The sequence below is a fragment of the Pseudomonas sp. NFIX10 genome (genome assembly GCF_900111955.1).
Lineage (GTDB): Bacteria > Pseudomonadota > Gammaproteobacteria > Pseudomonadales > Pseudomonadaceae > Aquipseudomonas > Aquipseudomonas fluorescens_AA.
The window spans coordinates 119,057-142,210 of record NZ_FOKH01000017.1 but is presented as its reverse complement, the minus strand read 5'-3'; the positions used below and the strand labels follow the sequence as shown (position 1 = coordinate 142,210).

21 protein-coding genes and 4 pseudogenes are annotated in these 23,154 nt (G+C 61.0%); 3 read left to right on the top strand and 22 right to left on the bottom strand.

Features of this window, described 5'->3' with window-relative positions; translation table 11 throughout:
- Positions 1-276 (bottom strand): annotated as a pseudogene (locus tag BM321_RS31000) (IS3 family transposase); the annotation flags it as partial.
- Between the two features lie 20 nt (positions 277-296).
- Positions 297-446: a hypothetical protein gene (locus tag BM321_RS30555; protein WP_175534970.1), complete on the bottom strand. Its 150-nt coding sequence runs from the start codon at positions 444-446 to the stop codon at positions 297-299.
- A 174-nt stretch (positions 447-620) separates the two neighbouring features.
- Between BM321_RS30555 and BM321_RS17150 the strand changes: the two genes are divergently transcribed.
- Together BM321_RS17150 and BM321_RS17145 are read left to right on the top strand one after the other, a co-directional pair.
- Positions 621-980 carry a hypothetical protein gene (locus BM321_RS17150; protein WP_092443560.1) on the top strand — a complete coding sequence of 120 codons (360 nt, stop codon included), beginning with the start codon at positions 621-623 and terminating at the stop codon, positions 978-980.
- Between the two features lie 174 nt (positions 981-1,154).
- Complete coding sequence (locus tag BM321_RS17145) at positions 1,155-2,270, top strand: tyrosine-type recombinase/integrase (RefSeq protein WP_092443558.1); 1,116 nt, start codon at positions 1,155-1,157, stop codon at positions 2,268-2,270.
- Here the strand turns inward: BM321_RS17145 and BM321_RS29955 are convergent.
- The 20 genes and pseudogenes from BM321_RS29955 to BM321_RS17055 all read right to left on the bottom strand — a co-directional run bounded on the left by BM321_RS29955 (position 2,253) and on the right by BM321_RS17055 (position 21,981).
- Positions 2,253-2,750: a DUF2201 family putative metallopeptidase gene (locus BM321_RS29955; RefSeq protein ID WP_139230543.1), complete on the bottom strand. Its 498-nt coding sequence runs from the start codon at positions 2,748-2,750 to the stop codon at positions 2,253-2,255. The genes BM321_RS17145 and BM321_RS29955 overlap by 18 nt on opposite strands.
- A 185-nt stretch (positions 2,751-2,935) precedes the next feature.
- Positions 2,936-3,160, bottom strand: a pseudogene (locus tag BM321_RS30995) (IS5/IS1182 family transposase); the annotation flags it as partial.
- Positions 3,158-3,650, bottom strand: a pseudogene (locus BM321_RS30990) (Rieske 2Fe-2S domain-containing protein); the annotation flags it as partial. The pseudogenes BM321_RS30995 and BM321_RS30990, both read right to left, overlap by 3 nt.
- A 136-nt stretch (positions 3,651-3,786) precedes the next feature.
- A pseudogene (locus BM321_RS31345) lies at positions 3,787-4,637 on the bottom strand (cache domain-containing protein).
- On the bottom strand, positions 4,634-5,434 hold the full coding sequence (locus BM321_RS17130; protein WP_092443556.1) for a cyclase family protein: 801 nt from the start codon (positions 5,432-5,434) through the stop codon (positions 4,634-4,636). The pseudogene BM321_RS31345 and the gene BM321_RS17130 overlap by 4 nt, the downstream one beginning before the upstream one ends.
- Positions 5,431-6,387 carry an NAD-dependent epimerase/dehydratase family protein gene (locus BM321_RS17125; RefSeq protein WP_092443554.1) on the bottom strand — a complete coding sequence of 319 codons (957 nt, stop codon included), beginning with the start codon at positions 6,385-6,387 and terminating at the stop codon, positions 5,431-5,433. The genes BM321_RS17130 and BM321_RS17125 overlap by 4 nt, the downstream gene beginning before the upstream one ends.
- A gap of 9 nt (positions 6,388-6,396) precedes the next feature.
- On the bottom strand, positions 6,397-7,374 hold the full coding sequence (locus BM321_RS17120; RefSeq protein ID WP_092443552.1) for a fumarylacetoacetate hydrolase family protein: 978 nt from the start codon (positions 7,372-7,374) through the stop codon (positions 6,397-6,399).
- Positions 7,371-7,934, bottom strand: coding sequence for a cupin domain-containing protein (locus BM321_RS17115; RefSeq protein WP_092443550.1), 564 nt, complete (start codon positions 7,932-7,934; stop codon positions 7,371-7,373). Before BM321_RS17115 ends, BM321_RS17120 begins: the two co-directional genes overlap by 4 nt.
- A complete protein-coding gene (locus BM321_RS17110; RefSeq protein ID WP_092443548.1) occupies positions 7,931-9,109 on the bottom strand; it encodes an MFS transporter in 1,179 nt (392 codons plus the stop codon). Before BM321_RS17110 ends, BM321_RS17115 begins: the two co-directional genes overlap by 4 nt.
- Positions 9,099-11,570, bottom strand: a complete 2,472-nt coding sequence (locus tag BM321_RS17105) for an efflux RND transporter permease subunit (protein WP_092443546.1) — start codon at positions 11,568-11,570, stop codon at positions 9,099-9,101. Before BM321_RS17105 ends, BM321_RS17110 begins: the two co-directional genes overlap by 11 nt.
- A 4-nt stretch (positions 11,571-11,574) precedes the next feature.
- The gene (locus BM321_RS17100; RefSeq protein ID WP_092443544.1) at positions 11,575-12,621 is read right to left on the bottom strand and encodes a WD40/YVTN/BNR-like repeat-containing protein; all 1,047 of its coding nucleotides are present in this window, start codon (positions 12,619-12,621) and stop codon (positions 11,575-11,577) included.
- A gap of 1 nt (position 12,622) precedes the next feature.
- On the bottom strand, positions 12,623-13,999 hold the full coding sequence (locus tag BM321_RS17095) for a DUF1329 domain-containing protein (RefSeq protein WP_371856629.1): 1,377 nt from the start codon (positions 13,997-13,999) through the stop codon (positions 12,623-12,625).
- Positions 14,000-14,016: 17 nt separating this feature from the next.
- On the bottom strand, positions 14,017-15,705 hold the full coding sequence (locus BM321_RS17090) for a DUF1302 domain-containing protein (protein ID WP_092443541.1): 1,689 nt from the start codon (positions 15,703-15,705) through the stop codon (positions 14,017-14,019).
- Positions 15,706-16,082: 377 nt separating this feature from the next.
- Entirely contained in the window at positions 16,083-17,165 is a 1,083-nt protein-coding gene (locus BM321_RS17085) for a Rieske 2Fe-2S domain-containing protein (protein WP_092443539.1), read from the bottom strand.
- 36 nt (positions 17,166-17,201) lie between these two features.
- Positions 17,202-17,582, bottom strand: coding sequence for a nuclear transport factor 2 family protein (locus BM321_RS17080; protein WP_092443537.1), 381 nt, complete (start codon positions 17,580-17,582; stop codon positions 17,202-17,204).
- 23 nt (positions 17,583-17,605) lie between these two features.
- Positions 17,606-18,040 carry a GlcG/HbpS family heme-binding protein gene (locus tag BM321_RS17075; protein ID WP_092443535.1) on the bottom strand — a complete coding sequence of 145 codons (435 nt, stop codon included), beginning with the start codon at positions 18,038-18,040 and terminating at the stop codon, positions 17,606-17,608.
- Positions 18,041-18,050: 10 nt separating this feature from the next.
- Entirely contained in the window at positions 18,051-19,418 is a 1,368-nt protein-coding gene (locus tag BM321_RS17070) for a metal-dependent hydrolase family protein (RefSeq protein WP_092443533.1), read from the bottom strand.
- Between the two features lie 18 nt (positions 19,419-19,436).
- Positions 19,437-19,817: a Rieske (2Fe-2S) protein gene (locus BM321_RS17065; RefSeq protein ID WP_092443531.1), complete on the bottom strand. Its 381-nt coding sequence runs from the start codon at positions 19,815-19,817 to the stop codon at positions 19,437-19,439.
- A 15-nt stretch (positions 19,818-19,832) separates the two neighbouring features.
- Positions 19,833-20,786, bottom strand: coding sequence for a PDR/VanB family oxidoreductase (locus tag BM321_RS17060; RefSeq protein WP_092443529.1), 954 nt, complete (start codon positions 20,784-20,786; stop codon positions 19,833-19,835).
- 70 nt (positions 20,787-20,856) lie between these two features.
- Positions 20,857-21,981 carry an FAD-dependent oxidoreductase gene (locus BM321_RS17055; RefSeq protein ID WP_092443527.1) on the bottom strand — a complete coding sequence of 375 codons (1,125 nt, stop codon included), beginning with the start codon at positions 21,979-21,981 and terminating at the stop codon, positions 20,857-20,859.
- 198 nt (positions 21,982-22,179) lie between these two features.
- Here BM321_RS17055 and BM321_RS17050 point away from each other — a divergent pair, with 198 nt between their 5' ends.
- A complete protein-coding gene (locus BM321_RS17050) occupies positions 22,180-23,103 on the top strand; it encodes a LysR family transcriptional regulator (protein WP_092443525.1) in 924 nt (307 codons plus the stop codon).
- The last annotated feature ends 51 nt before the right edge of the window (positions 23,104-23,154 follow it).

Here is a 23,154-nt window from a genome sequence, read left to right as displayed (position 1 = left end):
TAACTGCTCTTCAAGCTCTTTGATACGTTGCTCTGGCGTTAATGGTCGGTTTTTGTCGGGCATAGACCCCATCCTCGGCGAGCCAATGTATGTGCCTGGGCTCCAATCCTGTCGACCGTGCTTGCGTAACCACGTCAGAACGGTCGTTTTGCCTTGAATCCCGTAGCGCTCCTGAGCCTCTTTATAACTCAGCTCGCCTTTTTCGACCTGATCAACAACCGATAATTTAAAGGTCAGCGTGTAGTCGCGCTGACTACGCCTTTTTGCTGATTTCATTACGCCCTCCTGAAAACGGATCAGAAGGTGTAAACCTTATTCAGGACGGGACAATCTGAACAAATAAATCCGCCCCCTTTTCCATTATCTACCGTCGCGAAGTCGGTAGCCTTGGTGAACAATTGCTGTTGCATCCGGTTGCGTCCGGTGGTACTTCCTGAATGTTTCATATTGTTCTCCTGAAACGAGAAGTGCTAGAGCCCACGCCAATGGGCTGATTGAGAACCCGGCCGCCAAGCCGGGTTTTTGCTGTCTGGGGTTTACCCAGGCCGCAACTGAGTGCCAGGCCAAGCCGTGCTATCGTTTTGACCCCACTCCAAACGACGGTCACGGAGACCTGACATATGAAAATGATTCGGGAGCTTCAGAGAGAGATGCTTGAGCATCTCAGGGACTGCTATCCGGACGCCTCCGACGAGGTGATGAGCCTCGGCGATCCAAAGTTCTGTATGGGCAACCTTTACTACCTGCGAGAACTGGGACTCGTAACCCTCTTGGATAGCGAGTACATCGACGGCGGAAGAGCAATCCACTGCGCAACCATTACCGCTAAGGGCATCGACTTCATCGAAGATGACGGGGGTGTCAGTGCGATTCTCGGCACGGTTACGGTTAAGCTTCACGAGGAAACCCTCCGTCAGTTGATCGAGGCGAAAAATTGCAGTCCGCGAACATTCCAGAGGAGCAAAAGAGCGGGATTCTGAAAGCTCTTCGCGAAGCTCCTGGCGAAACCACAAAACAGCTGATAACGAAACTAGTGGACTTGGGCATGGAGAATGCGCCGAAAGCAATTCCGCTAATTCAAACGTTGCTACAGGGCGGCTAGAGGCGGGCGGGGAGTTCGGGCAGTCTCCGATTCGAGCATCGAAATCACGTTCATGTATCGGGGCGTCCGGTGCCGGGAGCGCATCACGCTCAAGCCCACCGCCACTAATCTGAAGAAAGCCGAACAGCACAAGGCGGCGATCGAGCATGCGATATCGATCGGCACCTTCGACTATTCGGTGACGTTCCCTGGCTCGGCCCGGGCGGCGAAGTTCAAGCCCGAATCCTCCCGCGAGACTGTGGCCGGCGTCTTGACCAGGTGGCTCGAGGCGAAACAGAAGCACGTCTCGAGCAGCACGTTCGATGGCTACCGGAAGCTGGTCACGCTGCGCCTGATCCCCGCTCTAGGCGATATGATGCTCGTGGATCTGAAACGAAAAGCAGTGCGCGACTGGCTCGATACCCTGGAGGTGAGCAACAAGACGCTCAGCAATATCCAAAGCTGTCTGCGATCCGCACTCAACGATGCCGCCGAAGAGGAGTTGATAGAGCTTAATCCGCTGGCTGGATGGACCTACTCACGCAAGGCTGCGCCGACCAAAGAGGATGACGTCGACCCGTTCAGTCCAGAGGAACAACAGGCGGTGCTGAGCGCCCTATCCGGTCAGGCCCGCAACATGATGCAGTTCGCTCTCTGGACCGGCCTGCGCACGAGCGAACTGGTGGCGCTGGATTGGGGCGACATCGATTGGCTTCGAGAAGAGGTTATGGTGAGCCGAGCAATGACTCAGGCGAGCAAAGGGAAGGCGGAGATCACGAAGACTGCCGCCGGGCGCCGCAGTGTGAAGCTGCTCAGGCCAGCTATGGAAGCATTGAAAGCGCAGAAGACGCACACTTTCTTGGCTGACGCCGAGGTATTCCAGAACCCGCGTACTCTCGAGCGCTGGGCTGGCGATGGCCCGATCCGAAAAACGATGTGGGTGCCGGCGATGAAGAAGGCTGGTGTCAGGTACAGGCGGCCGTATCAGACGCGGCATACTTACGCTTCAATGATGCTATCCGCTGGCGAGCATCCAATGTGGGTGGCTAAGCAGATGGGGCATGCCAGTTGGCTGATGATCGCACAAGTCTATGGCCGCTGGATGCCGTCCGCTGATATTAACGCAGGAAATAAAGCACAGACGTTATGGGAAACACTTTTACCAAATAGCTCAGAAGGGCGCTCGTGACTGCATTGCGGCATTATAAATCGTTTGCGCTCTAACTGAGCCAGGTGGGTGGTTGGCGTCCGCCGAGCTTTGACCTTGATTTATAAAAAAACTAAGTGCGGCCTTGACAACTCTAGGATTATTTTCACCCATACGCACTCGTACTGCACAAGTATCGGCCTCTAACTCAAGCCCTTGCCGAATCCAAGCGGTCGAGTATGGATCACCGGAGAAATTTGCTCGCTCAATATGATTCAGCATTACGTGACAATATTCGTGCGCCTTAAAAAAAGAAGCGAGTTCAGGCCCAACGGATCTGACAACACTCGGATTGTAATAAATGACCGGCCCATCATAAAACGGAGTGCCGGGTAGTGGTCCTCGGTACCAAGAGGCCATCGCAATATCTTGTAAGCTGCTATCAGGAATCTCAGGTACTGCCAAAGCGCTCTCAATACCAACGAGAAGTAGCAATGCTCCAGCGTACGCATTCGACCACATGGACGAGCTCCGAAGACTGAGAAGTGAAGAATTTGAAACCTGATGCTAGTCGATGACTTAGGTACTGTCGAACTGAAGTGCGCTGAGTCTCGCGGACTTCAGAACAAATAGCAGCTTTATGTTTCGTTCGACCTTCCGGGACTCTGCTCTTTTTTTGCTTTGATTCACTGGGTCTCATCTAGGGGGATGCGGTTGAGACAGCCATAGATGTAGATTTTCAGAAGGACTTCAGGATGGTAAGCAGGCCGGCAAGTGTCACCAGGAACAGCACCGTCGAGCCCATTGACTAGGTCGAGATCGTCAACGAAGTCGTCGACTATACGAACCGGGTTGGTATCGGTGATATAGTCGTCGAGCTTTCGGGGAGCAACGTGCGTTGATCCCGATGTGCCTTGTATGAAACGGTTCATAGGCGGTCCTTTCGATGAATCCCCAATTTCCTTTTGTCCGATGCTCGACGCATGTACATAGGTTTCATGCGTTAGGTCCATCAGGTTGTCGATCATTAAGCGATAATCACAATTGATGTGAAACAAGCCACCGCCATAAGCCCACTCCTCGCTGATTGCCCAATCGAGCGTAGGAAATGAGTGAAGGGTTTGCTTGGTCTTGTGCACCGTGCCATACCCAGACAAAACCATAACGCTCGACTGTCGAATAGGATTTGTTGCATGGAAAGCTTTGCACCCGCTGCCCGGGCATCGAAGCAGTCTTGCCGTCGGCGCCCATCGTCAAGCCGTGATAACCGCATACCAGCTCGCCGTTTTCGACATACCCCAAGGAAAGTGGAGCGCCGCGGTGTGGACAGAAATCTTCTACGGCAGCAATGCGGCTATCCGGCCCCCTGAAGAAAACCATTTTCTCTCCACAGATTTGCCTTCCAAGCGGCTGCCCACTCACCTCCGCTGGGGTACAAGCAACGTATCAGGTATTTTTGGCAAACATGGACATACTCCAGTTCAATTGCAGCACCGCCCCATTTTGAAAACGCGGCGATGGTCGATAAGCCAGTGCTCCGACATGTAGCATACCGAGGCTAGTGATCTTCCCCGGAAGTGCTGCGGTAATAGCCCACTACAGCCAGGTAATGCCCCACCTTTTGAATCAACGCATCTTTGTCCTCGACCTTTCCTGTCACCGGGTTTTTCCAGCGATAATCGTATTTGGCAGAGGTGCTCGTGCGCATCAGTTCGATGATCGGCGCACCCACGGGTTTGCCCGCGGGGTCATGGATACTAGCGAAATCCACACCGACCAAGCGCAGGTTGTACCCATGCGCCACATAGCGGCCGGTGCGTGAATCCACCACGAAGACGTACAGGTCGTCCTCGCGAAAGTCCGATGACAGGTCGTTGATCGCCCTGACCGTGGCGTCCGGATCCTTGCCCAGCGCCACGGCGGCTCGGCTCAGCAACTGCTGGGCCTGGGTAGCGCTGGCGTGAGGAATCGACTGGGTAGCGGCGACCACTCGGTCCCCTACCCGTTGAAGTAAACGCGCTTGAGTTCTACACGATGCTGGGCGCTGTTGTTCCAGCGATACTCGACAGTCTGGATGCCTACGTCGTCGCTGGCACTGAAGGCATGGGTGAACGCGGCCTGGAGCTCAGGCGCGAGCACCCTGGAAACCTCCCGCCCGATCAGCACCGCCGTTGGGCCACCGCTCGCCAGCAAAGTACCGCGGCTGTCGACGACGAAGACAAACCGGTCGCCATCTATAAACTCGCCTTGTCGGCTGAAGGCCGGCAAAGCCGCGTCACCTTGCAACTGATAATAATCGGCGGCACGTTTGAGCAGCGAACTGGCTCTCACGTCCAGTGCGGCATCCTCGGCCTTGGCCAGGGAGGCACAGAGCGCCAGGCTGGCAGCCAGCAGAAGACGAAGGCTCATAGCGAATCGTCCTGGTCTTCAAAAATCGCCACCGCGCGCAGGAAGCCGGCCGAGGCGTGCTTGATCTTGTAGGGGAAACACGACACTTCAAAACCATGGGCCGGCAACTGCTCGAGGTTGGCGAGTTTTTCCATTTGCCCGTAGCCAATGTCTCGGCCCGCCTTGTGCCCCTCCCAGATGATCGCCGCGTCGCCACTTTCGGCGAAGCGCTCACGGGTGTATTTGAAGGGTGCATCCCAGCTCCAGGCGTCGGTCCCTACCACCCGCACGCCGCGGTCCAGCAGATACAGGGTCGCTTCACGGCCCATGCCCACCCCGGCATCGAGGTAGCCGGGTTGCCCGAACAGTGCCCCCGCGTGGGTGTTGACCAGCACGATGTCCAAGGGCTGCAGGCTGTGGCCGATGCGTGCCAGCTCCTGCTCGACCTCCTGGGCGGTGACGACATGCCCGTCGGGCAAATGCCGAAAGTCGAGCTTCACCCCGGGCTGCAGGCACCACTCCAAGGGCATCTCATCAATCCCCCAGGCCGGCTGCCCGCCGTCGGTGGTGGATGCGTAGTGCCAAGGGGCATCCATGTGGGTGCCGCTGTGGGTAGTGATCTGCAGCCGCTCCGCTGCCCACGACTCGTTACCCGGCATCTGGTCCATGCGCAGGCCGGGAAACATCGCGGCCATTTCGGGCCAGCCCTGCTGGTGGTCCATGTATTCGATTTTCGGCAGCAGTGGCGGCGGATCGGTATATGGGTTGTTTTCGAGCGTGACCGACAAATCCACAAGGCGACGTTTTGAGGGGGTCATGGTGTTTTTCTCCGGACAGGCAAATTAAGGGCGTTGCGAACCAGCGCGTGGGCGCTGCCGTCGTGACAGAACCCCGCAGCGCGAGCCCGTGGCGCTTTGAGCATGGGCATCGCGCCGAACAAGGCTTGCAGGTGAGCGTCGGGCTCGAAACGGATCGCCGCCCGGCCCACGACGCCAAAACGCTTGGCCAGGGCGTCGAGCACCTGCGCTATCGACAAGCGCAGTACCGGCAATTGCCATACCCGTTCGGTACTGGCCGGCAGCTCTGCGGCGTGGATGAGGTTGTCGACGCAACACCGCGCCGACATCCACCAAGCGGTCGCTTCGGGGGCCACCGGGCAGACATAGGCTTGCCCCGTGGCATAGGCGTGTAACAGGTCGCTCATGAACGCACTGCGCAGCCCATTGGTCTGCGGCGGGCGCGCGACGATGCCCGGCAGCCTGAGCGCCCGGCCATCCACCTCTCCGCGCCGGGCCAGGTCGCACAACGCTGTCTCGACCATCAGCTTGTGCGCGCCATAGGACAACTGCGGGCAAGTGGGAGCCGACTCATCCATGCGTACAGGCAACGCGGCGCCGTATACCGCGACGCTGCTGGCATACACCAATACCGGCGGGCGGGCTTGCTGACGCAGTTGATCGAACAGCTCCAGGCTCGCCAGCAGGTTCACCTGGTAGCCCAGGCCATAGTCCTGCTCCGCCGCGCCACCTGGCACGCTGACGAGATGGAAGACCAGGTCGATACCATCCGCCAGTACGCGGCGAAGCAAGGCGGCATCGGTGATGTTTCCCTTGTACAGACGCAAGCGTGCGTCGTGCGCGAAGCCCTCCAGTTGGGCGTCGAGCAATAACAGGTGGCTGATACGTCGGCTGGCGACGGCACCCTTCTCCAGCAGCCGTAGGACCAATTGGCGCCCCACGAAGCCGTTCGCGCCGGTGATCAAGACGCGCATGCAAACACCTTAGCCATTGGCCTGAACCACACGTTGATCGATGGCCCCAAACACCGACTGGCCGGCAGCGTCGAACACCTCCATCCGCACGCGATCACCGAACTGCATGAAAGCCGTCTGAGCGGCGCCCTGCTCGATCATCTCGATGGCACGGCGCTCGGCGATGCAGGCCGACCCCGCGCTTCGTTGACGATTGGACACCGTGCCCGAGCCAACCAGGGTTCCAGCCCCCAGCTTGCGGGTGAAGGCCGCGTGGGCGATCAATTGCCCGAAACTGAAATTCATCTCGCCACCGTGGGGGTGGCCGAACCACTGCTCGTTCCAGTGAATGTTCAGGGGCAGCTGCACGCGCCCGTCTTGCCAGGCTTCGCCCAGCTCGCCAGGGGTGACCGCCACCGGCGCGAAGGCCGACGACGGCTTGGCCTGCAGGAAGCCGAAACCGGTTTTCATCTCCCGCGGCGCCAGGGCGCGCAGGCTGACATCGTTGATCTGCAGCACCAGCTTGATATGGCTTAGCGCTTGCTCGGCCGAGCAACCCAAAGGCACGTCGTCGACCAACACGCCGAATTCGCCTTCGAAATCGATGCCCTGGGCAACGCTGGGCAAGGCAATATCCTGCCGCGCGCCGAGGAAATCGTCGCCGGCCCCCTGGTACATCAGGGGGGTGTGCTCGGCGCCGTCGATGGGTTCGAGGTTGAAAGCCTTCTGCATCAAGGTGCCGTGGTTGAGAAACGCCGAGCCGTCGCACCATTGGTAGGCCCGCGGCAATGGCGCCATGGCGAGGGCCGGGTCGAAGGCGAAAGCACCTGCCGCGGTGCCGGCTTCGAGCGCCTGGAACAGCAACTGCAGGCGTGGCTCGCTGGCCGCCCAGGTTTCGATGGCCTCGCGCAGTGTCGCGACCGGCGCCAGCGCGGCGCGCTGCAAGTCGCGGGAGACCACCACCAGCTGGCCGTCGCGACTGCCGTTGTTCAAGGTTGCCAGTTTCATGCTTGCAGCTCCTGGGCGAAGCGACCATCGAGAAGGATGAAGACCATGCGCGCCATCGCTTCGGTGCGGTTGCTCCAGGCGTGGTTGGTACCGCGCTGCACCACCACGTCGCCGCGGGTCAGGTGCACGTCTTCGTCATCCAGTACCAGCCACACCTCGCCCTCGGTGACGATCCCGTAGTCGAGGGTTTCGGTGCGGTGCATCAGCTTGTGGCGCGAGTTAGGCTGTCCGGTGCCCGCGTGGGCCTGGCCGATTTCCGCGAAGGCGGCGGCCGCAGCTTCGGCGCTGACGTTGTTCTGCACGCTGTCTGGGGGAATGTCGACCACGCGAATCAGGCTGCCGAGCGGCGCCGGGCTGAGGCACAAGGCGCGGGCGCTGGGGTCGTCGCCATTGTCGATGGGCACCGGGCTGGCGCTGGTGTTCCAGATTTCATGGAAAACCGTGCCGGGTACGGCTTGCAGGGCGAAGCTGTTGGGGGTGGGACCGCAGTGGGCCAAGGCCGCGCGCCCGTCACGGCTGTGGCCGGTGACGACGCGTTTGAAACCAGGCAACGCCTTCATGCATGTTCTCCCGAAGCAACGGAATGAGGTATACGCAGGCAGCTCAAAGCCACCAGCCATTGCAGGCCACCGACCACGGCCAGTGCGGTGGGCAGCGCCGAGCTGACGCCCGCGGTGAGCATCAGCACCACCAGCGGGCTGACGAATTCGCCGGCGAAAACGGCCGCGGTGAACAAGCCGCTGGCCCGCCCCCGCTGGCAGAAATCGACCTGGGCCATGATCCGGGTGATCAGCGTGGGCAGCATCAGGCCGATGCCCAGGCCGTTGATGAACACCGCCAGCGACACCGCGCCATGGGAGTGGGCCACGGCCATCAACAGCCCGCCGCTGCCGGCCATGGCGAACGCCAGCAGCAACAGCCAGCCCGGCCGGGCGCGGCCGATCAGGCGAAAACTGAGCGCGCCGAGCAGCACGCCCAGCTGGTTGCCGCCCATGCTCATGCCGATTTGCTGTGGGCCATCGACGCCCAACAGGTTGAGCAGGTAGCCGGCCTGCACCGGCACGATGAACAGGCTCAGGCCGGCCAGCAGCGCCAGGCCCAGCAACGGCAACAGGCCCCGCCACGGCATGGAGGTGCGCACTGAAAGGCTTGCCGTCGGCGCCACGGGCTCCCACAGCAGGCCTGCCATCAGCGGCAGGAACAGCAAGCCCACCGCGTACAGGGTGAACGGCGTACGCCAGCTGTCCTGGCCGAGGTAACCGCCCACGCCCATGAACACCGCCGCCGACAACGAAGTCACGACCATCTGCAGGGCAAACAGCCGCTCCCGCCGCCCACCGCTGTAGTAATCGCCTATCAGGGTAGTGCAGCAGGTCATGATCCCGGCTTCGGCCAGCCCGATGCCTGTGCGGCTCAGGACGATGGCCTGCAGCGACTCGAGCCACAGCGGCAGCGTCCCGCAAACCGTGTACAACAACATCGCCAGCAACAGCAGCGGCTTGCGCCCAACGCGATCAGCGATGATGCCCGCGAACGGCGCCAGGATCGCGACGACCAACGCGGGCAAGGTCAACGCCACCGGTACCAGCACGGCGGCACCCGGGGTCTCGGCGAAGTGCTGCTGCATGCGCGGCAGCACGGGCGCCAGAAGCACCGCGCCCAGCACCGGCAGGCAACTGCCGAGCAATAACAGCAGGGCCTGCGGCGCTCCGGCCGTGCGCTGTTCAACCTTCATGGCGCACCTCCAGGCGTTGCGCCACCTTGTGCCCGGCGCGCGTGCGCGGCTTGACCGCGGGTACCGGCGGCGTATCTACCAGTAAGCGCTGTTGCGGCAACAGGAAGTACGCCAGCGCCGGCAGCAACACCAGTGCCCCGACCATGTTCCAGACGAACATGAAGGCCAGCAGCACGCCCATATCGGCCTGGAACTTGATGGGCGAGAACATCCAGGTGCCGACGCCAATGGCCAGGGTCACACCGGTCAGCATCACCACCTTGCCGGTAAACTGCAGCGCCCGGTAATAGGCGTGTGACAGCGTGGCGCCGCGGCGCATTTCGGCCAACACGATGCTCATCACATACAGCGCGTAGTCGACGCCGATCCCTACGCCTAGGGCGATCACGGGCAAGGTCGCGACCTTCACGCCAATCCCCAGCCAGACCATCAAGGCTTCGCAGAGAATCGACGTCAGCATCAGCGGCAGCACCGCGCACAGCACCGCGCGCCAGCTGCGGAAGGTCACCAGGCACAGCAGGCACACCGCGGCGTAGACCCACCAGAGCATCTCGTGGCTGGCCTGCTTGACCACGATGTTGGTGGCGGCCTCGATGCCCGCACTGCCGGCCGCCAACAGGAACTGGGCCTGCTCGTTGTCGTTGCCATGGGCGAAGGCCTGCACGTTGGCGACCACCTGGTCGAGGGTGTCGGCCTTATGGTCGGTCAGGAAGGCGTACAAGGTCAGCAGGCTGCAATCTTCGTTGTACAGGCCCCGTGGAGCCCCCGCGGTGACCATGTTGAGCGTCGCCTGATTGTTCAGCAGCTCGTACCACTTGGGGTTACCTTCGGAGAGACCCACCAGCACGCGGCGGTTGAGCAGCGCCAGGGAGTTGGTGGAATCAACGCCGGGCAGGCCGCGCAGTTGCCAGTCGAGGTTGTCCACGCGCTGCAGCGTGTCGTAGCTGGAGCAGCCCCCGGGCGGGGTCTTGACCATGACGGCGAATACGTCGCTGCTGGCGCCGTAGTGCTGGGTCAGGTAGGCGTTGTCCTGGTTGTAGCGTGAATCGGCGCGCAACTCCGGCGCACCGGCGTCCAGGTCGCCGACCTTCAAATGCAGGCTCACCAGATAGCCACCAACCGCCAACAGCCCCGCGATCACGACGCAGGCCGTGGCCCAGCGGCGCTGGGTGAACAGATCGAGGAAACGCCAGGCGGGATGCCTTGCTTCCCCGGCGACCTCCGCTTCTTCGCTACGCAGGCTGCGCTTGGCCGCCTTGGCGCTAACGCCCAGGTAGGACAGCAGCACCGGCAGCAAGATCAGGTTAGTGAAGATCAGCACGGCCACGCCGATACTGGCGATCACGGCGAGGTCCTGAATGACCTGGATCTTGATGATCATCAGCACCGCGAAACCCACTGCATCGCAGAGCAGCGCCGTCAGCCCGGCCAGGAACAGCCGGCGGAAGGTGAACCGCGCCGCCACCAGCCGATGCATGCCGCGGCCGATGTCCTGCATGATGCCATTCATCTTTTGCGCGCCGTGGCTCATGCCGATGGCGAAGATCAGGAACGGCACCAGCACCGAATAGGGGTCCAGCTCGAAGCCCAGCATCGGCAGCAGCCCCAGCTGCCAGACCACCGCGACCAGCGAGCAGCTCATCACCAGCACTGTGCTGCGCAGGCAACGGGTGTACCAGTAGAGCACAGCGGCGGTGATGGCAATGGCGGCGGCGAAGAACAGCAGGATTTGCCTGAGGCCCTGGATCAGATCACCCACCACCTTGGCGAAGCCGGTGATGCGGATGTCGATGGCCGGGTCTTGATACTGGGCGCGCAGCACTTCCAGTTGCGTGGACAGCCCGCTGTAATCCAGCGGTTTGCCATCCGGCGTGGCCGCAAGCAAGGGCACATAGAGGATGCTCGACTGCTGGTCGAAGGCGACCAACTGGCCGATCTCGTTGGAGCGCTCGATGTTGCGCTTGAGCGCTTCCAGGCTCGCCGGCGAACCGTCATAGCCGTCGGGAATCACCGGGCCGCCTTCCAGGCCATCCTCGGTTACGCCGACCCAGCGAGTGGCCGGCGTCCATAGCGACTTCATGTATGCCCGATCAACTCCCGGCAGCAGATAGACCGAATCGTTGAGCTTCTGCAGGGTGTCCAGGTAATGCGGGTCGTAGATACTGCCGCTCTTGTTGATCACCGCGATACGCACGGCGTTGCCGAGGCCGGACAACTCCTGGCGGTGCGTGAGGTAGTTGGCGATGAAGGGATGATCGGTGGGGATCATCTTTTCGAAACTGGCATTGAGCTGCAACCGGGTGACCTGCCAGCCCAGCAGCACCGTCATCAACAGGCACAGCAGCAGGACGATACGCCGATGGTTGAACAGCGCGCGCTCGAGCAGGGAGCCCGACCGCTGGTCGAAATCGTCGAGCTTGCCACTCAAGGGCGCCGCCCCGGGTTCGTTCACGACATGCATGGGCTTACTCCGCAGCGTTCAAGGACGTAGTGAGGCGTACCGGCCCGGCAAAACCGACGCCCACCAGGGCACCGTCAGCTGCCTGGGTGACCGCCGTCAGTGGAGCGCCAGGCGGGATCTCGATGGGGACCAGGCGGGAGCGATCCGCCGACGCTTGCAGCAAACCGCCGGCCTGATTGACCAGCAGCAGTTGCCGGCCGACGATGCGCATGTCGTTGATCGAGACGGGCATGGGGTTGTCGACCGCGGCGAAGGTTTGCCCCTCATCGCTGGAGCGGAACATCTTGCCTCTCAAGCCAGCAACCAGCACCGTCCCGTCTGCCTGTGCGACCAGGCTGAAATAGCTGCCCTCGTAGGGCCTGCTGATGGCTTCGAAGTGCTCGCCATGGTCGAGCGAGCGCAGAAACAGCCCCTGCTCGCCCGCGATGTAAAGGTGGGCGCCTGCCTGTGCCACGGCGTACAGATGCAGGCCTTGCGGGTTGGGTATCCGCCCTATCAGCGATGACCAGGTCTGGCCACCGTCGCGGGTGATGATCGCCAAGCCGTAGGCCCCCACCACGACTCCGTTATTGGCGTCGCTGAAACTCAGCGCCAGCAAGGGTTTGTCGGCGCCATCGGTGACCCCTTGGCGCGCCGCCGCCAGGCGGTGCTCGTCGCCAGCGGCCTGGGCAGCGCTGAGCTCCATGGCGGCTAGCTGGCGACCGTCGAGCTGGCGCTGCCAATGTTCGCCGCCATCACTGCTGTGCAGTACCACCCCGCCATGCCCCACGGCCCAACCTTGTCGCTCGATAAATTGCACTGCCGTCAAGGTGGTGCTGACGGGCGCCGCGGCCTGGCGCCAATGGGCGCCATTGTCATCGGAGAGCAGCACGGTACCCCGCTCACCCACTGCGACCAGGCGGTCGCCGGAGCGTGTGATCGCTTGCATCACCCCGTGCAGGGCCTGTGGCGCCTGCACCGCCGGTGTATTCAACACGTCCACCGCTGGGGCCGCCATCAGTGAAGGCGCCAGCGCCGCGAGGCCCAGCGCTAACCAGGTTGCACAGTTCATGTCAGCGCACGCCTTCGCCAGCCAGGGCGTCTGGGGTGAACACCGAATCCTTGTAGGCCGGCATCAGGCGGTACTGCTCATTTTTACCGGCAAAAATGTCACCGGCAAACCAGGTGCTGGAGAGCAGGTCATAAAAGCCGTTGGTGACGGTGACAACGCCTGGCAGGTCTGGCAGCACCACGGGAGTGGTCCAGAGCACCTTGGCCAGCTGGTTCTGCGAGTCATAGCGCTCGCCCAACACGGCGGCCCAGGTGTCTTCGTCCAGGTAGTAAGTGCTACGTGGCATCACATGGCGCTTGCCGGCCTTGAGGGTTGCCTCAACCACCCATACGCGGTGCAGCTCCCAGCGCAGGACGTCGGGATTGAGGTGGTGGTCGGCCAACAGGTCGGTCGGGCCGGCGGCCGTGAACACCTTGTTGGAGTTGTAGGGAATGTACATCTCCTTTTTGCCGACCAGCTTCCAGTCGAAGCGGTCTACCCGCCCGGTAAATACGTAGAGTTCGTCGAAGCTCATGACCCCCGCGGTCGCCGGGGTCGGCGTATCGCAGCAGGAGTTTGGCAGGCGACGGACGCGCCGCTGGCCGGGCAGATAGGTCCAGACGCCGGTGTTCTCGGCGTTGACGTTTTCACGCCCGGTGATGGCTTCGCCGGCACGCAGTGGCGGGCCGTCATTGATCATGCGGGTGCTCCAGAAGGTACCGTCCTTCTTGCCGCCATCCGGCTGGTACCAGGGCATCTGGTAGTCGGCGCGGGAGTTGTTGGTCAGTACGTGCTTGCCATCGTTGGTGGTCAGATACTGGTTAAAGTCGGCGTGCCACGACGCCCCGCGCCAGCGCATCAGGTGGTTCCAGATGGCCTGCACGCCGTCCTTGGCCAGCGGAAACGGAATGCCGCCCTCGCCGTCCTGCGGGATCAGGCCGGCCGAGCTATCGACCAGCTTGGCCTTGCCGCCTGCGTTGGCATAGGTGGCGTCATACACCGCTTGCGGTGCCGCGGCGCTACGGTGGGTGGGGTAGACGTCCAACCGGTAGGTATCCGGGTACTTTTTCAGCATCGCCTGGATACCCGGCGTGACTTTGTCGGCGTATTGGCCAATGTTTTTCGAGGTAATGCTGAACAGTGGCTTCTCACCGGCAAAAGGGTCGGAACGCTTGCCGCCTTCCTTGTAGCCGGGGTCGACCTTGGTCAAGCCACCGGTCCAGGCCGGGATACTGCCATCGGCATTCCCGGCCCGCTCGGCCCCCAACGGCGTCAGCGTTGTTTTCAGGTCCGCGGCATCCGCGGCCATCGCGCCTTGTGCAACCAGCAATGCAGCGGCCAGTGAGGTCAGCAATACGGTCATGTGCTTGCGAAGGGTCATGGTTTTACGCTCGTTCATGGCAGTTGATCCCTGGCTCAAAAGGTTCGGCTTACGCTGAAGGCGACGAAGTCGCGGTCCTTCATCGTTTGTTCGAAGGTGTAGTTGCTGGAGGCATCGAGGAAGGTGTTGGCCGGGCCGTAGTAATGGGTGTAGGTAAGGCCCAGGTTCCAGGTATTGAGGTAGTTGCCCTTGAGACCGATGTTGATGTCGCCACCGCGATTGCTGCCGAACGCCGTGCCCAGTGATTCCGAGGCGCCGTGGGTGTAGCTCACGCCAAACGGCACGCTGATATCCATGCCGGAGAACGCCTGGCGGTACATCGGTTCGTAGACCGTGCGAAAGCTCCAGGCATCGCGGTCGGCGTTGGGGTCGACGGCTTCGGGGTTGTGGGTGACGCTCAGGGTGCGGTTCCAGGCGAACTCGCCAAGGAAGCTGGTTTCCTGCGCCAGGAAGTTCGGGCCCAAGGTGGCGAGCCACGACAAGTTGGCGTGCAGGGTTCGCCCCGTCGCATAGGTGGCATCGCTGGCGTTGTTGGACACGGCCTCGCCCGGCAGCAAGGTGCGCCCGTTGGTCGACGCCAGGGGTTGGTCCCAGCGAGTGGACAGTTCGCCAGCGATGTTGAACGCATCCACCGTGGTCGAGAAGCTGGCGCCCAGGGCCTTGATACCCTCTGGGTAAGCCCAGCTGTATGAGCCGGCCTCACCCGTCAGCGGATTGAGGTTGGCGAAGTTCGGCGTGATGACCAACTGCGGGCTCTTGTCGTGGAAGCGGATGGCGTAGACACCGAAGTCATAATCCTCGGTGCGCCATTTGATCTGCACGCCGCCCTGCCCCGAATCCTTGGCCTGCTTGTCATCACCGTGATAGAACGCCAGCGGCCCGGCACCCGGGAACAAGGGCGCACCGACCAGCAAGCGTTCATTACCTGCGCCGATGGAATCGAAAGAAGAAAAGTAGCTGCCCGAACCTGGCAGGCGGTTAGCTTCCCATTCGAACTGATAGTAGGCGCCCACGGACACATCCGGGGTGAGCTGCAGCTGCCCGGACATCTGATTGACCGGGCGGATCAACTCCTTGAACTGGGTGTTGGGTACCGAAATACCTTTGACTACGTCGATCGGCGCCATGCCGCCAGCGATGCCGTTCATGCCGTAGAACAGGCTCTCGCCCCATTGCATCGCATACTGGCCCAGGCGCCCGGACACCGGCATGTCGCCCAACTCGCCCTTGCCGTACACGAAGGCGTCCAGCAGTTCGCCCTGGCGCCCGTGCAGCTTGCGGGTGGCATCGGTGAAGTGGTCATAGTCCACGGAGGTGCTGTTGACCGTGCCGGGCGAAGTGTTGTCGTTCTTCTTGTTGTAGACATCGTCGTACCAGGCGGCGCCGCTGAGGCGGGCTCCAAAGTTCTGGTAGCTGATGTCGAACTCGGAGAGCAGGTCGAGGCGGCTGGAGATTAGGCCTTTACCGAAGTTGCGGTCGCCGTCGTCACCGTTCAGCGCGCCGCCACCGGTGCTGGTGAGCTGGCTGGACGGACTTTTGGTGCGCCACGCCGAGCTGTACTTGAGAGTGTTGTCCCAGCGCGCGCGGATGTCCGGGTTGCCGGTATCGAAATCGAACGCCTGCACGGTCGAGACGCCTGAGCACAATGCCGCCAGTGCAAAAACCAGCGGGTGACGAACAAACTGCGAGCGCAGGTTTACCGCTGCCCAATCGGAAGTGGCCATCAACTATCCCTCTTTTTTGTTTTTATACGTAGGATCGAAGTTCTGTCTGGTAGTAACGAACAGCACTTTTAGTGACACGCGTATTATCGCGACGGGGTGCCTGGATGCCCCCCGAACGCGAATCGCGTAATCATGGAAATACTGGCGACTGACTGCCGATGAGGGGTCCTGCAACTGGGTGCAACGACGGGAGACGATGTGTTCGAGATCATGGTGCACCTCAACATTTTCTTATTTTTGTAACCCGATGCCGACGGGGGGCAGGGGGTGATGGCTACAGCTTCATGCTTATCGGGACGTTTGACTAATCGACTCTTGAGATGCGATGTATCACAAAGCGACATACCTCAAAAGTGGAGCAGTTGTGCGTTCGATGGTCATTTATGAACCGTCACCCGGTCACGCTCCAGGTGCGCCGCCAACTTGCGACGTGCCTGAATCGCGGCCTGATCGGTCTGGACGATGATCTCCGGATAATCCAGATGCCGTGGATCGAGCATGATTCGCCGGTGCACCGCCTCGATGATCGCCTTATCTTCAGCGAAACCGATGTCGGTAATATTCTGGAATTTGAGGAGCATCTGCGGATCCATGTCGGGGATGTCGAAGCCAGCGAACCACAGGTAGCGAAACCGCGTGGGAGACTCCGGAGTTGTCACATGGATAACCTTGAACTGGTAGGTTGAGCGCTTGCCGGGCTCAGGATTGGGGTCCTCTATGTCCAATGTGGCCACGTTCAATGCTGGGCTTACATAGGTGCCATAGTTGTAGCGGTTCACCGCTTTGGCAGGGCTGATACCGGTTGCCTCTGCAAACATGGGAGGCAAAGAACAACCAATGAATTCCTGCCGGTACGTGACCGTATCATCTGTAGTGGAGACCGTCGGTGGATTGACCCAGTCGAGGATTTTGAACGACGTCGCGTGCACATAACCGAAGTGGGTAAGGTCGAGCACGTTCTCTTTGAGGAGCATGTAGTTGCCTTCGGCAACCGTTTCACCGCTCCACGACGAAAACCTCGGATCTGCTGGCCATTGCGCTTGTTCTGGGGGCCCGCCCTGGATCAGTTCGGGATCGCCCATCCAGATCCAGATGAAGGGCGCTCGTTCCTCCACCGCATAGCTCTTGACACGGCAACGGCTGGGTATCTGCTCTTGCGAGGGAATACGTACGCACTCGCCATGCGGACCGAAGGTAAAACCGTGGTAACCACATTGAATGTTATCGCCGACCACTTTGCCGGACGACAGTGGCGCCCAGCGATGAGGGCAGCGATCGTCAAGCGCTGCGACGCTGCCGTCTTCCTTGCGGTACAGCACCACGGGCATCTCCAGCAGGGTCAGAGCGACAGGCTCGCGCCCTACGTGTGCCGAGGTCGTCGCCACCCACCAGCAGTTTCGGGGGTAGTTGGGTTTGACGATTGTTTGAGGTTCTGCGCGATGCCCGGGTGCTTCGTTCACGGTGGTGTTCCTCTTTTTATAGTTGTTCAGATATCTTCAGCTCGGCAGACGGCTGCCGTGAAAGGATGCAATCTGCCAGCCTTGCGGGTTCTTGACCCAGACCTGGGTCACGAACCCTTCGCCGCGCACCGCTATCTTGTCGGCGCGCTTGCAGAGCGTGTTGACCTGAAAGCCGGTCATCACCGCCATGTCGCCATAGACCCTGACCTGCAACTGATCACGGGTGACGTCGAGGTAACGGACCACGTTAGCGGCATAGGCCAGGTACTGGGCCTTGTCATGGATCAGGCCCGAGGTGTGTACGTAGATGAGGTCATCGGCAAACAGCTGCTCGACTTGCGCGGCGTCATCGTCTATCAGCGCTTTACTGCGCAGCGCTTCTGCGGCCAGTACGGCGTGTTCTGCGTTATCAGTCATTGGAGTCTCCTGGAAAGGGTGTATTAGTCGCCGGTATCGGCGCTCAGCCCAACCGCAGCGATGGCGGCCAAGGCGCAACATTCGTCATTATCAGAGGTGTCGCCGGTAATACCGATCGCGCCGAGAAGCTCTCCGCTTTCCTCGCGGATGAGTACGCCGCCCGGCACCGGCACCATGTTGCCGCCCGCGAGATCGCTCAGGGCGCCGAAGAAAGCCGGCATCCGCTCGGCGCGGCGGGCCAGTTCGCGACCGCCAAAGCCCATGTTCAGCACGGAGCTGGCCTTGCCTTTGGCAATTTGCGGGCGCAGCAGGCTGGCGCGCTCATCGCGCTTGAGCACCAGCAGATGCCCGCCGGCGTCTAGCACCGCCACGCACAGGGGCGCAAAGCCTTGGCAAGCGCCTTCGCGCAACGCTTCGTCGGCCATGCGATCGGCAATGGCCAGGGTCAGTCGAGTCATGTGTGCGACCTCATTGCTGGTTCAGTTTGGAGAGCGAGCGTTTTCCCATGTCGACGGCGCGTTGACGGGTATGCATCTCCGACCATTTCACCGTATTGAAGTCAGTCACCCGATTGGGGTCGTACCCCGGCACCTGGGCTTCGATGCGTTTACCGCCCAGATAGACGCCGCAGATATGCTGACGGTCCTGGAGGATGCCGACGTTATCGAGCGGCGACCCATCGACCCGGATGAAATCCGCGCGGCGGCCCACCTCCAGCGCACCGACCTGCTGCGCGGCCGGCATCATCTTTGCCGACACCGACGTCGCTGCCCGGAGTGCCTGCGCCGGGGTGAGGCCTATCCAGTCGACCAGAATCTCGATTTCCCGGGCATGCCATTCGCCGTAGGGCGTGATGGCAAAGCCACTGTCGCTGCCGGTCATGAACGGCACGCCCGCCTCAAAGGCGCGACGCAGGTTGCGACAGCCCGCCTCGATCACCCGCCGCTGCATGGCGGCATAACCCGACTTGGTCGAGGCCTCGTACGGTTCAGCGAACTCGGTATTGTTAGCCAGCATGGTCAGGGTGGGCGCCACGTGGCTGCCCGATTGCAGGATCGCTTCGATGCAGGCGTCATCCATGAAAAACCCATGGAAAATCACATCAACGCCCGCCTTCGCGGCATAGAGCACGGCCTCGCGGCCATAGGCGTGCACCGCGACCTTTTTGCCGAGACGGTGGATCTCGTCGACCATGAAGCGCGTCTCGTCCTCGGTGAACGCCGCAATGTGCTCACCGTTGGGGCGAAAATGCGGGCCATCCATGGCGATCTTCATCAAGTCAACGCCATCCTTGGCTTGCCGCCGAATCTCGGCCAGTTGCTGGTCACGGGTTTCGCACAGCCGGCCGCTGAAATAGTCGGGGGTGCCGACCCAACTGGGGAACCAGTCGTTAAGGCTCTGGCGGTTGGAGATCACATTGCTGCTGGCGGCGATGCGTGGCCCGGTAAACATGCCGGCGTTGATCGCGTTGCGCACCGAGATGCTGCACTGGCCGGCATCACCCGGCACCACCACCGAGGTGTAGCCGGCGGCCAGCACATGCTGAGTGAAGAACAACCCGCGCAACGCTCGAAATTCGGGCGAGACATGCAGGTCGACGTCTTCCTCGCTCTTGGCGTTGCCGAAGACCAGATGGGTATGGACGTCGACCAAGCCCGGCATGACGAAGTGCTCGCCGGTATCGATGATCTCCTCACCGGGCACGATAGCGGGCGCTGAGGTCTGCGGGCCGACGTAGGTAAACACGCCGTTCTCGATCACCAGGCGCTGCTGTTGCCGCGCGGTGTCCTCGAGGCCGGTGAACAGGGTCTTGCAGTTAACGTGGGTACGGGACATGGCGGGGTTCTCTTGTTGTTATGGCATGAGGTCGCAGGCAGAGGGTGTGCATAGCCAGACACCGCCCTGTGCGTCCACGGTGATTGTCTGCCGTTGCAGGGATTGGCCCAGGCACGGCCCCAGCACGCACACCCCGCTGTCCGGCAGAAATAATGCGCCGTGGGCATAGCAGACGATGTGCTGCCCGTTTGCGGACATGAAACGGTCCTTGCGGTACTGCATGGCGACGTCTAGGTGCGGACAACGATTGAGCCACGCGCTCAACGCGCCCTTCCAGCGGACGACCAATAATGTGTCGCGCCCTTGCCGGTGCGGATCAAAACCCCGCGCGCACCCTTCCGCAATCGAATCCTGCGGGCAGAGGTAGACCCCGTTATCAGTCTGGCTTCGCAAAAGCATCGATGCATTCATTAGCTAGAGGTCCAACACCAGGCGCGCGCTTTTGGACCGCGAACAGCAGGGTGTGAACTGGTCGTTCAACGCCTGCTCGGCGGGGGTCATGAACATGTCCCGGTGATCCGGTTCGCCTTCCAGTACGCGAGTAAGGCAGGTACCGCAGATGCCTGCCTCGCACGACAGCGGCAGATCGATGCCACTTTCGAGCAGTACTTCGGCAACCGTGCGCTCGGCAGGTATCAACAGGGCCCGACCACTGCTGGCCAGCACCACCTCGAAACTGCCGGCCTCCATTTCATTCGCGCTTGGAGGCTGCGCGGCGAAATATTCACGGTGCAAGCTTTCTTCGGGCCAGCCCGCCTGCCTCGCCTGCTCCAGCACGAACGCCATGAAGCCGCCCGGCCCACAGACGTACAAATGATCGCCGGTGCTGTAGCCCGCCAAGGCTGCTGCTGCATCAAGACGGGTCTCCGGCTGATCGTCAAAGTGCAGGTGCGCCTGCCCGGCGAAGCTCGATCGGCGGATCCGCTCGGCGAAGGCGACACTTGCCGCTGAACGACCGCAATAGTGCAGCTGGAAGGGAGCACTTATTTGTGCGAGGCGCTCGGCCATGCACAGAATGGGCGTAACGCCGATGCCCCCGGCGAACAGCAGCGATCGGCTCGCACCGTGAGCTAGCGCAAACAGATTGCGAGGTTCGCTTATCTGTACCGTGCTGCCCTCCATTAGCGCGTGCATGGCCTCGGAGCCGCCGCGTGTAGCAGGGTCCAGCAATACCCCGATCTGATAGCGATGCTGCTCGTCGGGGTGGTTGCACAACGAATACTGTCGTATCAGGCCAGAGGGCAGGTGCACGTCAATGTGCGAGCCTGCGCTGAATGGCAGCAGTGCCGAACCGTCGGCGCGGACAAGTTCGAAGCTGTAGATGCCTTCGGCTTCACGGATCTTGCGGGTCACAATAACGTCGATCATTGCCGCTACCTTGCTCTTTTGCTCGGTGTGCATTGCACGGGCCAGCACGCGTAATGTCGGCCTGCAACGGTCAAATCGGCTCAGCGGTTAGCTTGAGCATCTGTTTGGTGAGGCCAATTCGGTCGAAGGTCTGATCCATGGCCATCTCGCGGTCGCCGGCCAGCACCGACTTCTCACTCACGAACTTGCATCGCTCGAAGCGCCGCGCCATGAAGCGCTGCAACTTGGCTTCGATACTGCCCTCACCGACCAGCTCCATGCTCAACACCAGTGCATCCTCTATGGCCATCCCGGCGCCCTGCCCCAGGTGCGGTGTGGTGGCGTGGGCGGCGTCGCCGATCAGCAGCACGCGGCCCTTGAACCATGGTTCGTCGACGAACACCACTTCCATGGGCTTGTAGACGACTTGGCTGCTGTCGGTGATCTGCTCGCGCAAGCTACCGACTAGCCCGCCAATATTGGCGATACGGGCGCGCATCAGCGGCGCCAACTCATACGGCGGATACCAGGGATTTTCGGGCTCATGGGAGGTGGAAAACATGTACATCAGGTCGTTCGAAATCGGCACCAGGCCGGCATTGCCGCCCGGTCCCATATAGCTCGCCAGATGGTCGATCGAGGGATCGCGGGGGAAGTTGTACCGCCACACGGCCTGGCCAGTGAAGCGGGGCTTGTACTTGTCACCGAACAGCAGGCTGCGGATCTTCGAGTAGACCCCGTCCGCGCCCACCAACAGAGCGTAACGCTCGCGAGTGCCGTCGGTGAGTGTGACGTCGACCCCCTCTTCTTCCTGCTCGAATGCTTCTACACTCATGCCCAGGCGAACGTTGGCGCCAAGCTCGATCGCCGTACCGCTCAGCACCTTATGGAGCGCAAGGCGAGAAATGCCTACGTTAGCGGGGTATTGGGGGCCTGCCAGACGCTGCCCGGGAATGCGCGCCAGCGGCTTGCCCTCAAGGTCGTAGATACCGACGTCTTCGAAACTATAGGCTGCTTCAAGATAGCGATCCAGCACACCAAGGCGCGCCATTTCCCGCACGACATTGCTCTGCTGGATGATGCCGACCCCATAGACTGTCCAGTCCGACTTGAGCTCGACCAGGTCAACCGGTATCCCCTCGCGGCGTAGCGCGATGGCGGCACACAAGCCGCCAATACCGCCTCCTACGACCAGAACCTTATTGATTTCGCTCATTAGGCGTTCCCTTTGTTTTTGTTTTATTCGGCGTTCAGCGGCAAGGAATCGACGCACCGGCCCACTGGAAAATTGACACTGGCGGGTGCCACCCCCGCTGGCTATGAGGCAGACAATAGGCAGGAAAGCGGTCGTTGACTAATCGTGAGTTGCCATGGAAAGTATTTCAAAAATAAATACAACACTGAGCCTGATACCATGCGATTCAATCATCTGGACCTCAACTTGCTCGTGGCGCTCGATATCCTGCTCGAAGAGCAAAACATCACCCGGGCCGCCAGCCGACTGCACATGACACAATCCGCCTTGAGCGGGATTCTGCGCAGGCTGCGTATCTACTTCGAGGATGATTTGCTCGTTCAGATCGGACGGACGATGACGCCAACCCGGTTAGGCAAGGATCTGCAGATTCCAGTGCGCGAGGTTTTACTGAAGATCCAGACGTCCATCGCCGCCAAGCCCATTTTTGATGTCGCCCAGAGCAAACGACACTTTCGCATCATGGCTTCTGACTACCTGATCAACGTGCTATTTGCCGAGGTCATCCATCGCATCAATAGAGAAGCTCCCTCTGTCACTTTTGAGCTCATGAGCCCCGGCGAGACCGCCGTTGAGATGCTAATGCGCGGCGAGATCGAGTTGATGATCGCTCCTGAACAGCACATCAACCCCGAGCATCCTTCGCAGTTGTTGTTCGAAGAGCAGCACGTGTGTGTGGTCTGGGAGGGCAACGCCAGCATTCGGGAACCATTCACCCTGGAGAATTATCTGGAGCTAGGCCATGTCGCCGCTGCATTCGGTCGCAATCGCACCCCGGCGATTGAAGAGTGGTTCATGCATGAATATGGCTGCAAACGTCGTGTCGAAGTACTCACACACGATTTCAACACCATTCCGCACCTGCTGATCGGCTCGCAGCGGATCGCGACGATGCACAGCCGCCTGGCATCGCTTTATGCTCAATTGCTACCTCTGCGCCTTCTCCCTCCACCAGTAAAAATCCCAGTCATGCGTGAGTACATGGCGTGGCATCGCAGCCTTGACGGCGACGCGATGCTTGTGTGGTTACGAGGCAAACTGATGGAAACCGTCCGTACCTTAGAAATGCCTACCCTCAAATGACCTCGTGCCAGTCCTGACAGCACCGCGCCGATGCGACGGGTCTCAGCCATC

Coding starts and splice junctions, on each gene's coding strand:
- BM321_RS17115 (WP_092443550.1), bottom strand. CDS start 7,934: ATGAAGGCGTTGCCTGGTTTCAAACGCGTCGTCACCGGCCACAGCCGT.
- BM321_RS30555 (WP_175534970.1), bottom strand. CDS start 446: ATGAAACATTCAGGAAGTACCACCGGACGCAACCGGATGCAACAGCAA.
- BM321_RS29955 (WP_139230543.1), bottom strand. CDS start 2,750: ATGTGGTCGAATGCGTACGCTGGAGCATTGCTACTTCTCGTTGGTATT.
- BM321_RS17090 (WP_092443541.1), bottom strand. CDS start 15,705: ATGGCCACTTCCGATTGGGCAGCGGTAAACCTGCGCTCGCAGTTTGTT.
- BM321_RS17060 (WP_092443529.1), bottom strand. CDS start 20,786: ATGATCGACGTTATTGTGACCCGCAAGATCCGTGAAGCCGAAGGCATC.
- BM321_RS17150 (WP_092443560.1), top strand. CDS start 621: ATGAAAATGATTCGGGAGCTTCAGAGAGAGATGCTTGAGCATCTCAGG.
- BM321_RS17065 (WP_092443531.1), bottom strand. CDS start 19,817: ATGCTTTTGCGAAGCCAGACTGATAACGGGGTCTACCTCTGCCCGCAG.
- BM321_RS17050 (WP_092443525.1), top strand. CDS start 22,180: ATGCGATTCAATCATCTGGACCTCAACTTGCTCGTGGCGCTCGATATC.
- BM321_RS17120 (WP_092443552.1), bottom strand. CDS start 7,374: ATGAAACTGGCAACCTTGAACAACGGCAGTCGCGACGGCCAGCTGGTG.
- BM321_RS17095 (WP_371856629.1), bottom strand. CDS start 13,999: ATGAACGAGCGTAAAACCATGACCCTTCGCAAGCACATGACCGTATTG.
- BM321_RS17110 (WP_092443548.1), bottom strand. CDS start 9,109: ATGAAGGTTGAACAGCGCACGGCCGGAGCGCCGCAGGCCCTGCTGTTA.
- BM321_RS17055 (WP_092443527.1), bottom strand. CDS start 21,981: ATGAGCGAAATCAATAAGGTTCTGGTCGTAGGAGGCGGTATTGGCGGC.
- BM321_RS17100 (WP_092443544.1), bottom strand. CDS start 12,621: ATGAACTGTGCAACCTGGTTAGCGCTGGGCCTCGCGGCGCTGGCGCCT.
- BM321_RS17125 (WP_092443554.1), bottom strand. CDS start 6,387: ATGCGCGTCTTGATCACCGGCGCGAACGGCTTCGTGGGGCGCCAATTG.
- BM321_RS17105 (WP_092443546.1), bottom strand. CDS start 11,570: ATGCATGTCGTGAACGAACCCGGGGCGGCGCCCTTGAGTGGCAAGCTC.
- BM321_RS17080 (WP_092443537.1), bottom strand. CDS start 17,582: ATGACTGATAACGCAGAACACGCCGTACTGGCCGCAGAAGCGCTGCGC.
- BM321_RS17130 (WP_092443556.1), bottom strand. CDS start 5,434: ATGACCCCCTCAAAACGTCGCCTTGTGGATTTGTCGGTCACGCTCGAA.
- BM321_RS17070 (WP_092443533.1), bottom strand. CDS start 19,418: ATGTCCCGTACCCACGTTAACTGCAAGACCCTGTTCACCGGCCTCGAG.
- BM321_RS17075 (WP_092443535.1), bottom strand. CDS start 18,040: ATGACTCGACTGACCCTGGCCATTGCCGATCGCATGGCCGACGAAGCG.
- BM321_RS17145 (WP_092443558.1), top strand. CDS start 1,155: ATGTATCGGGGCGTCCGGTGCCGGGAGCGCATCACGCTCAAGCCCACC.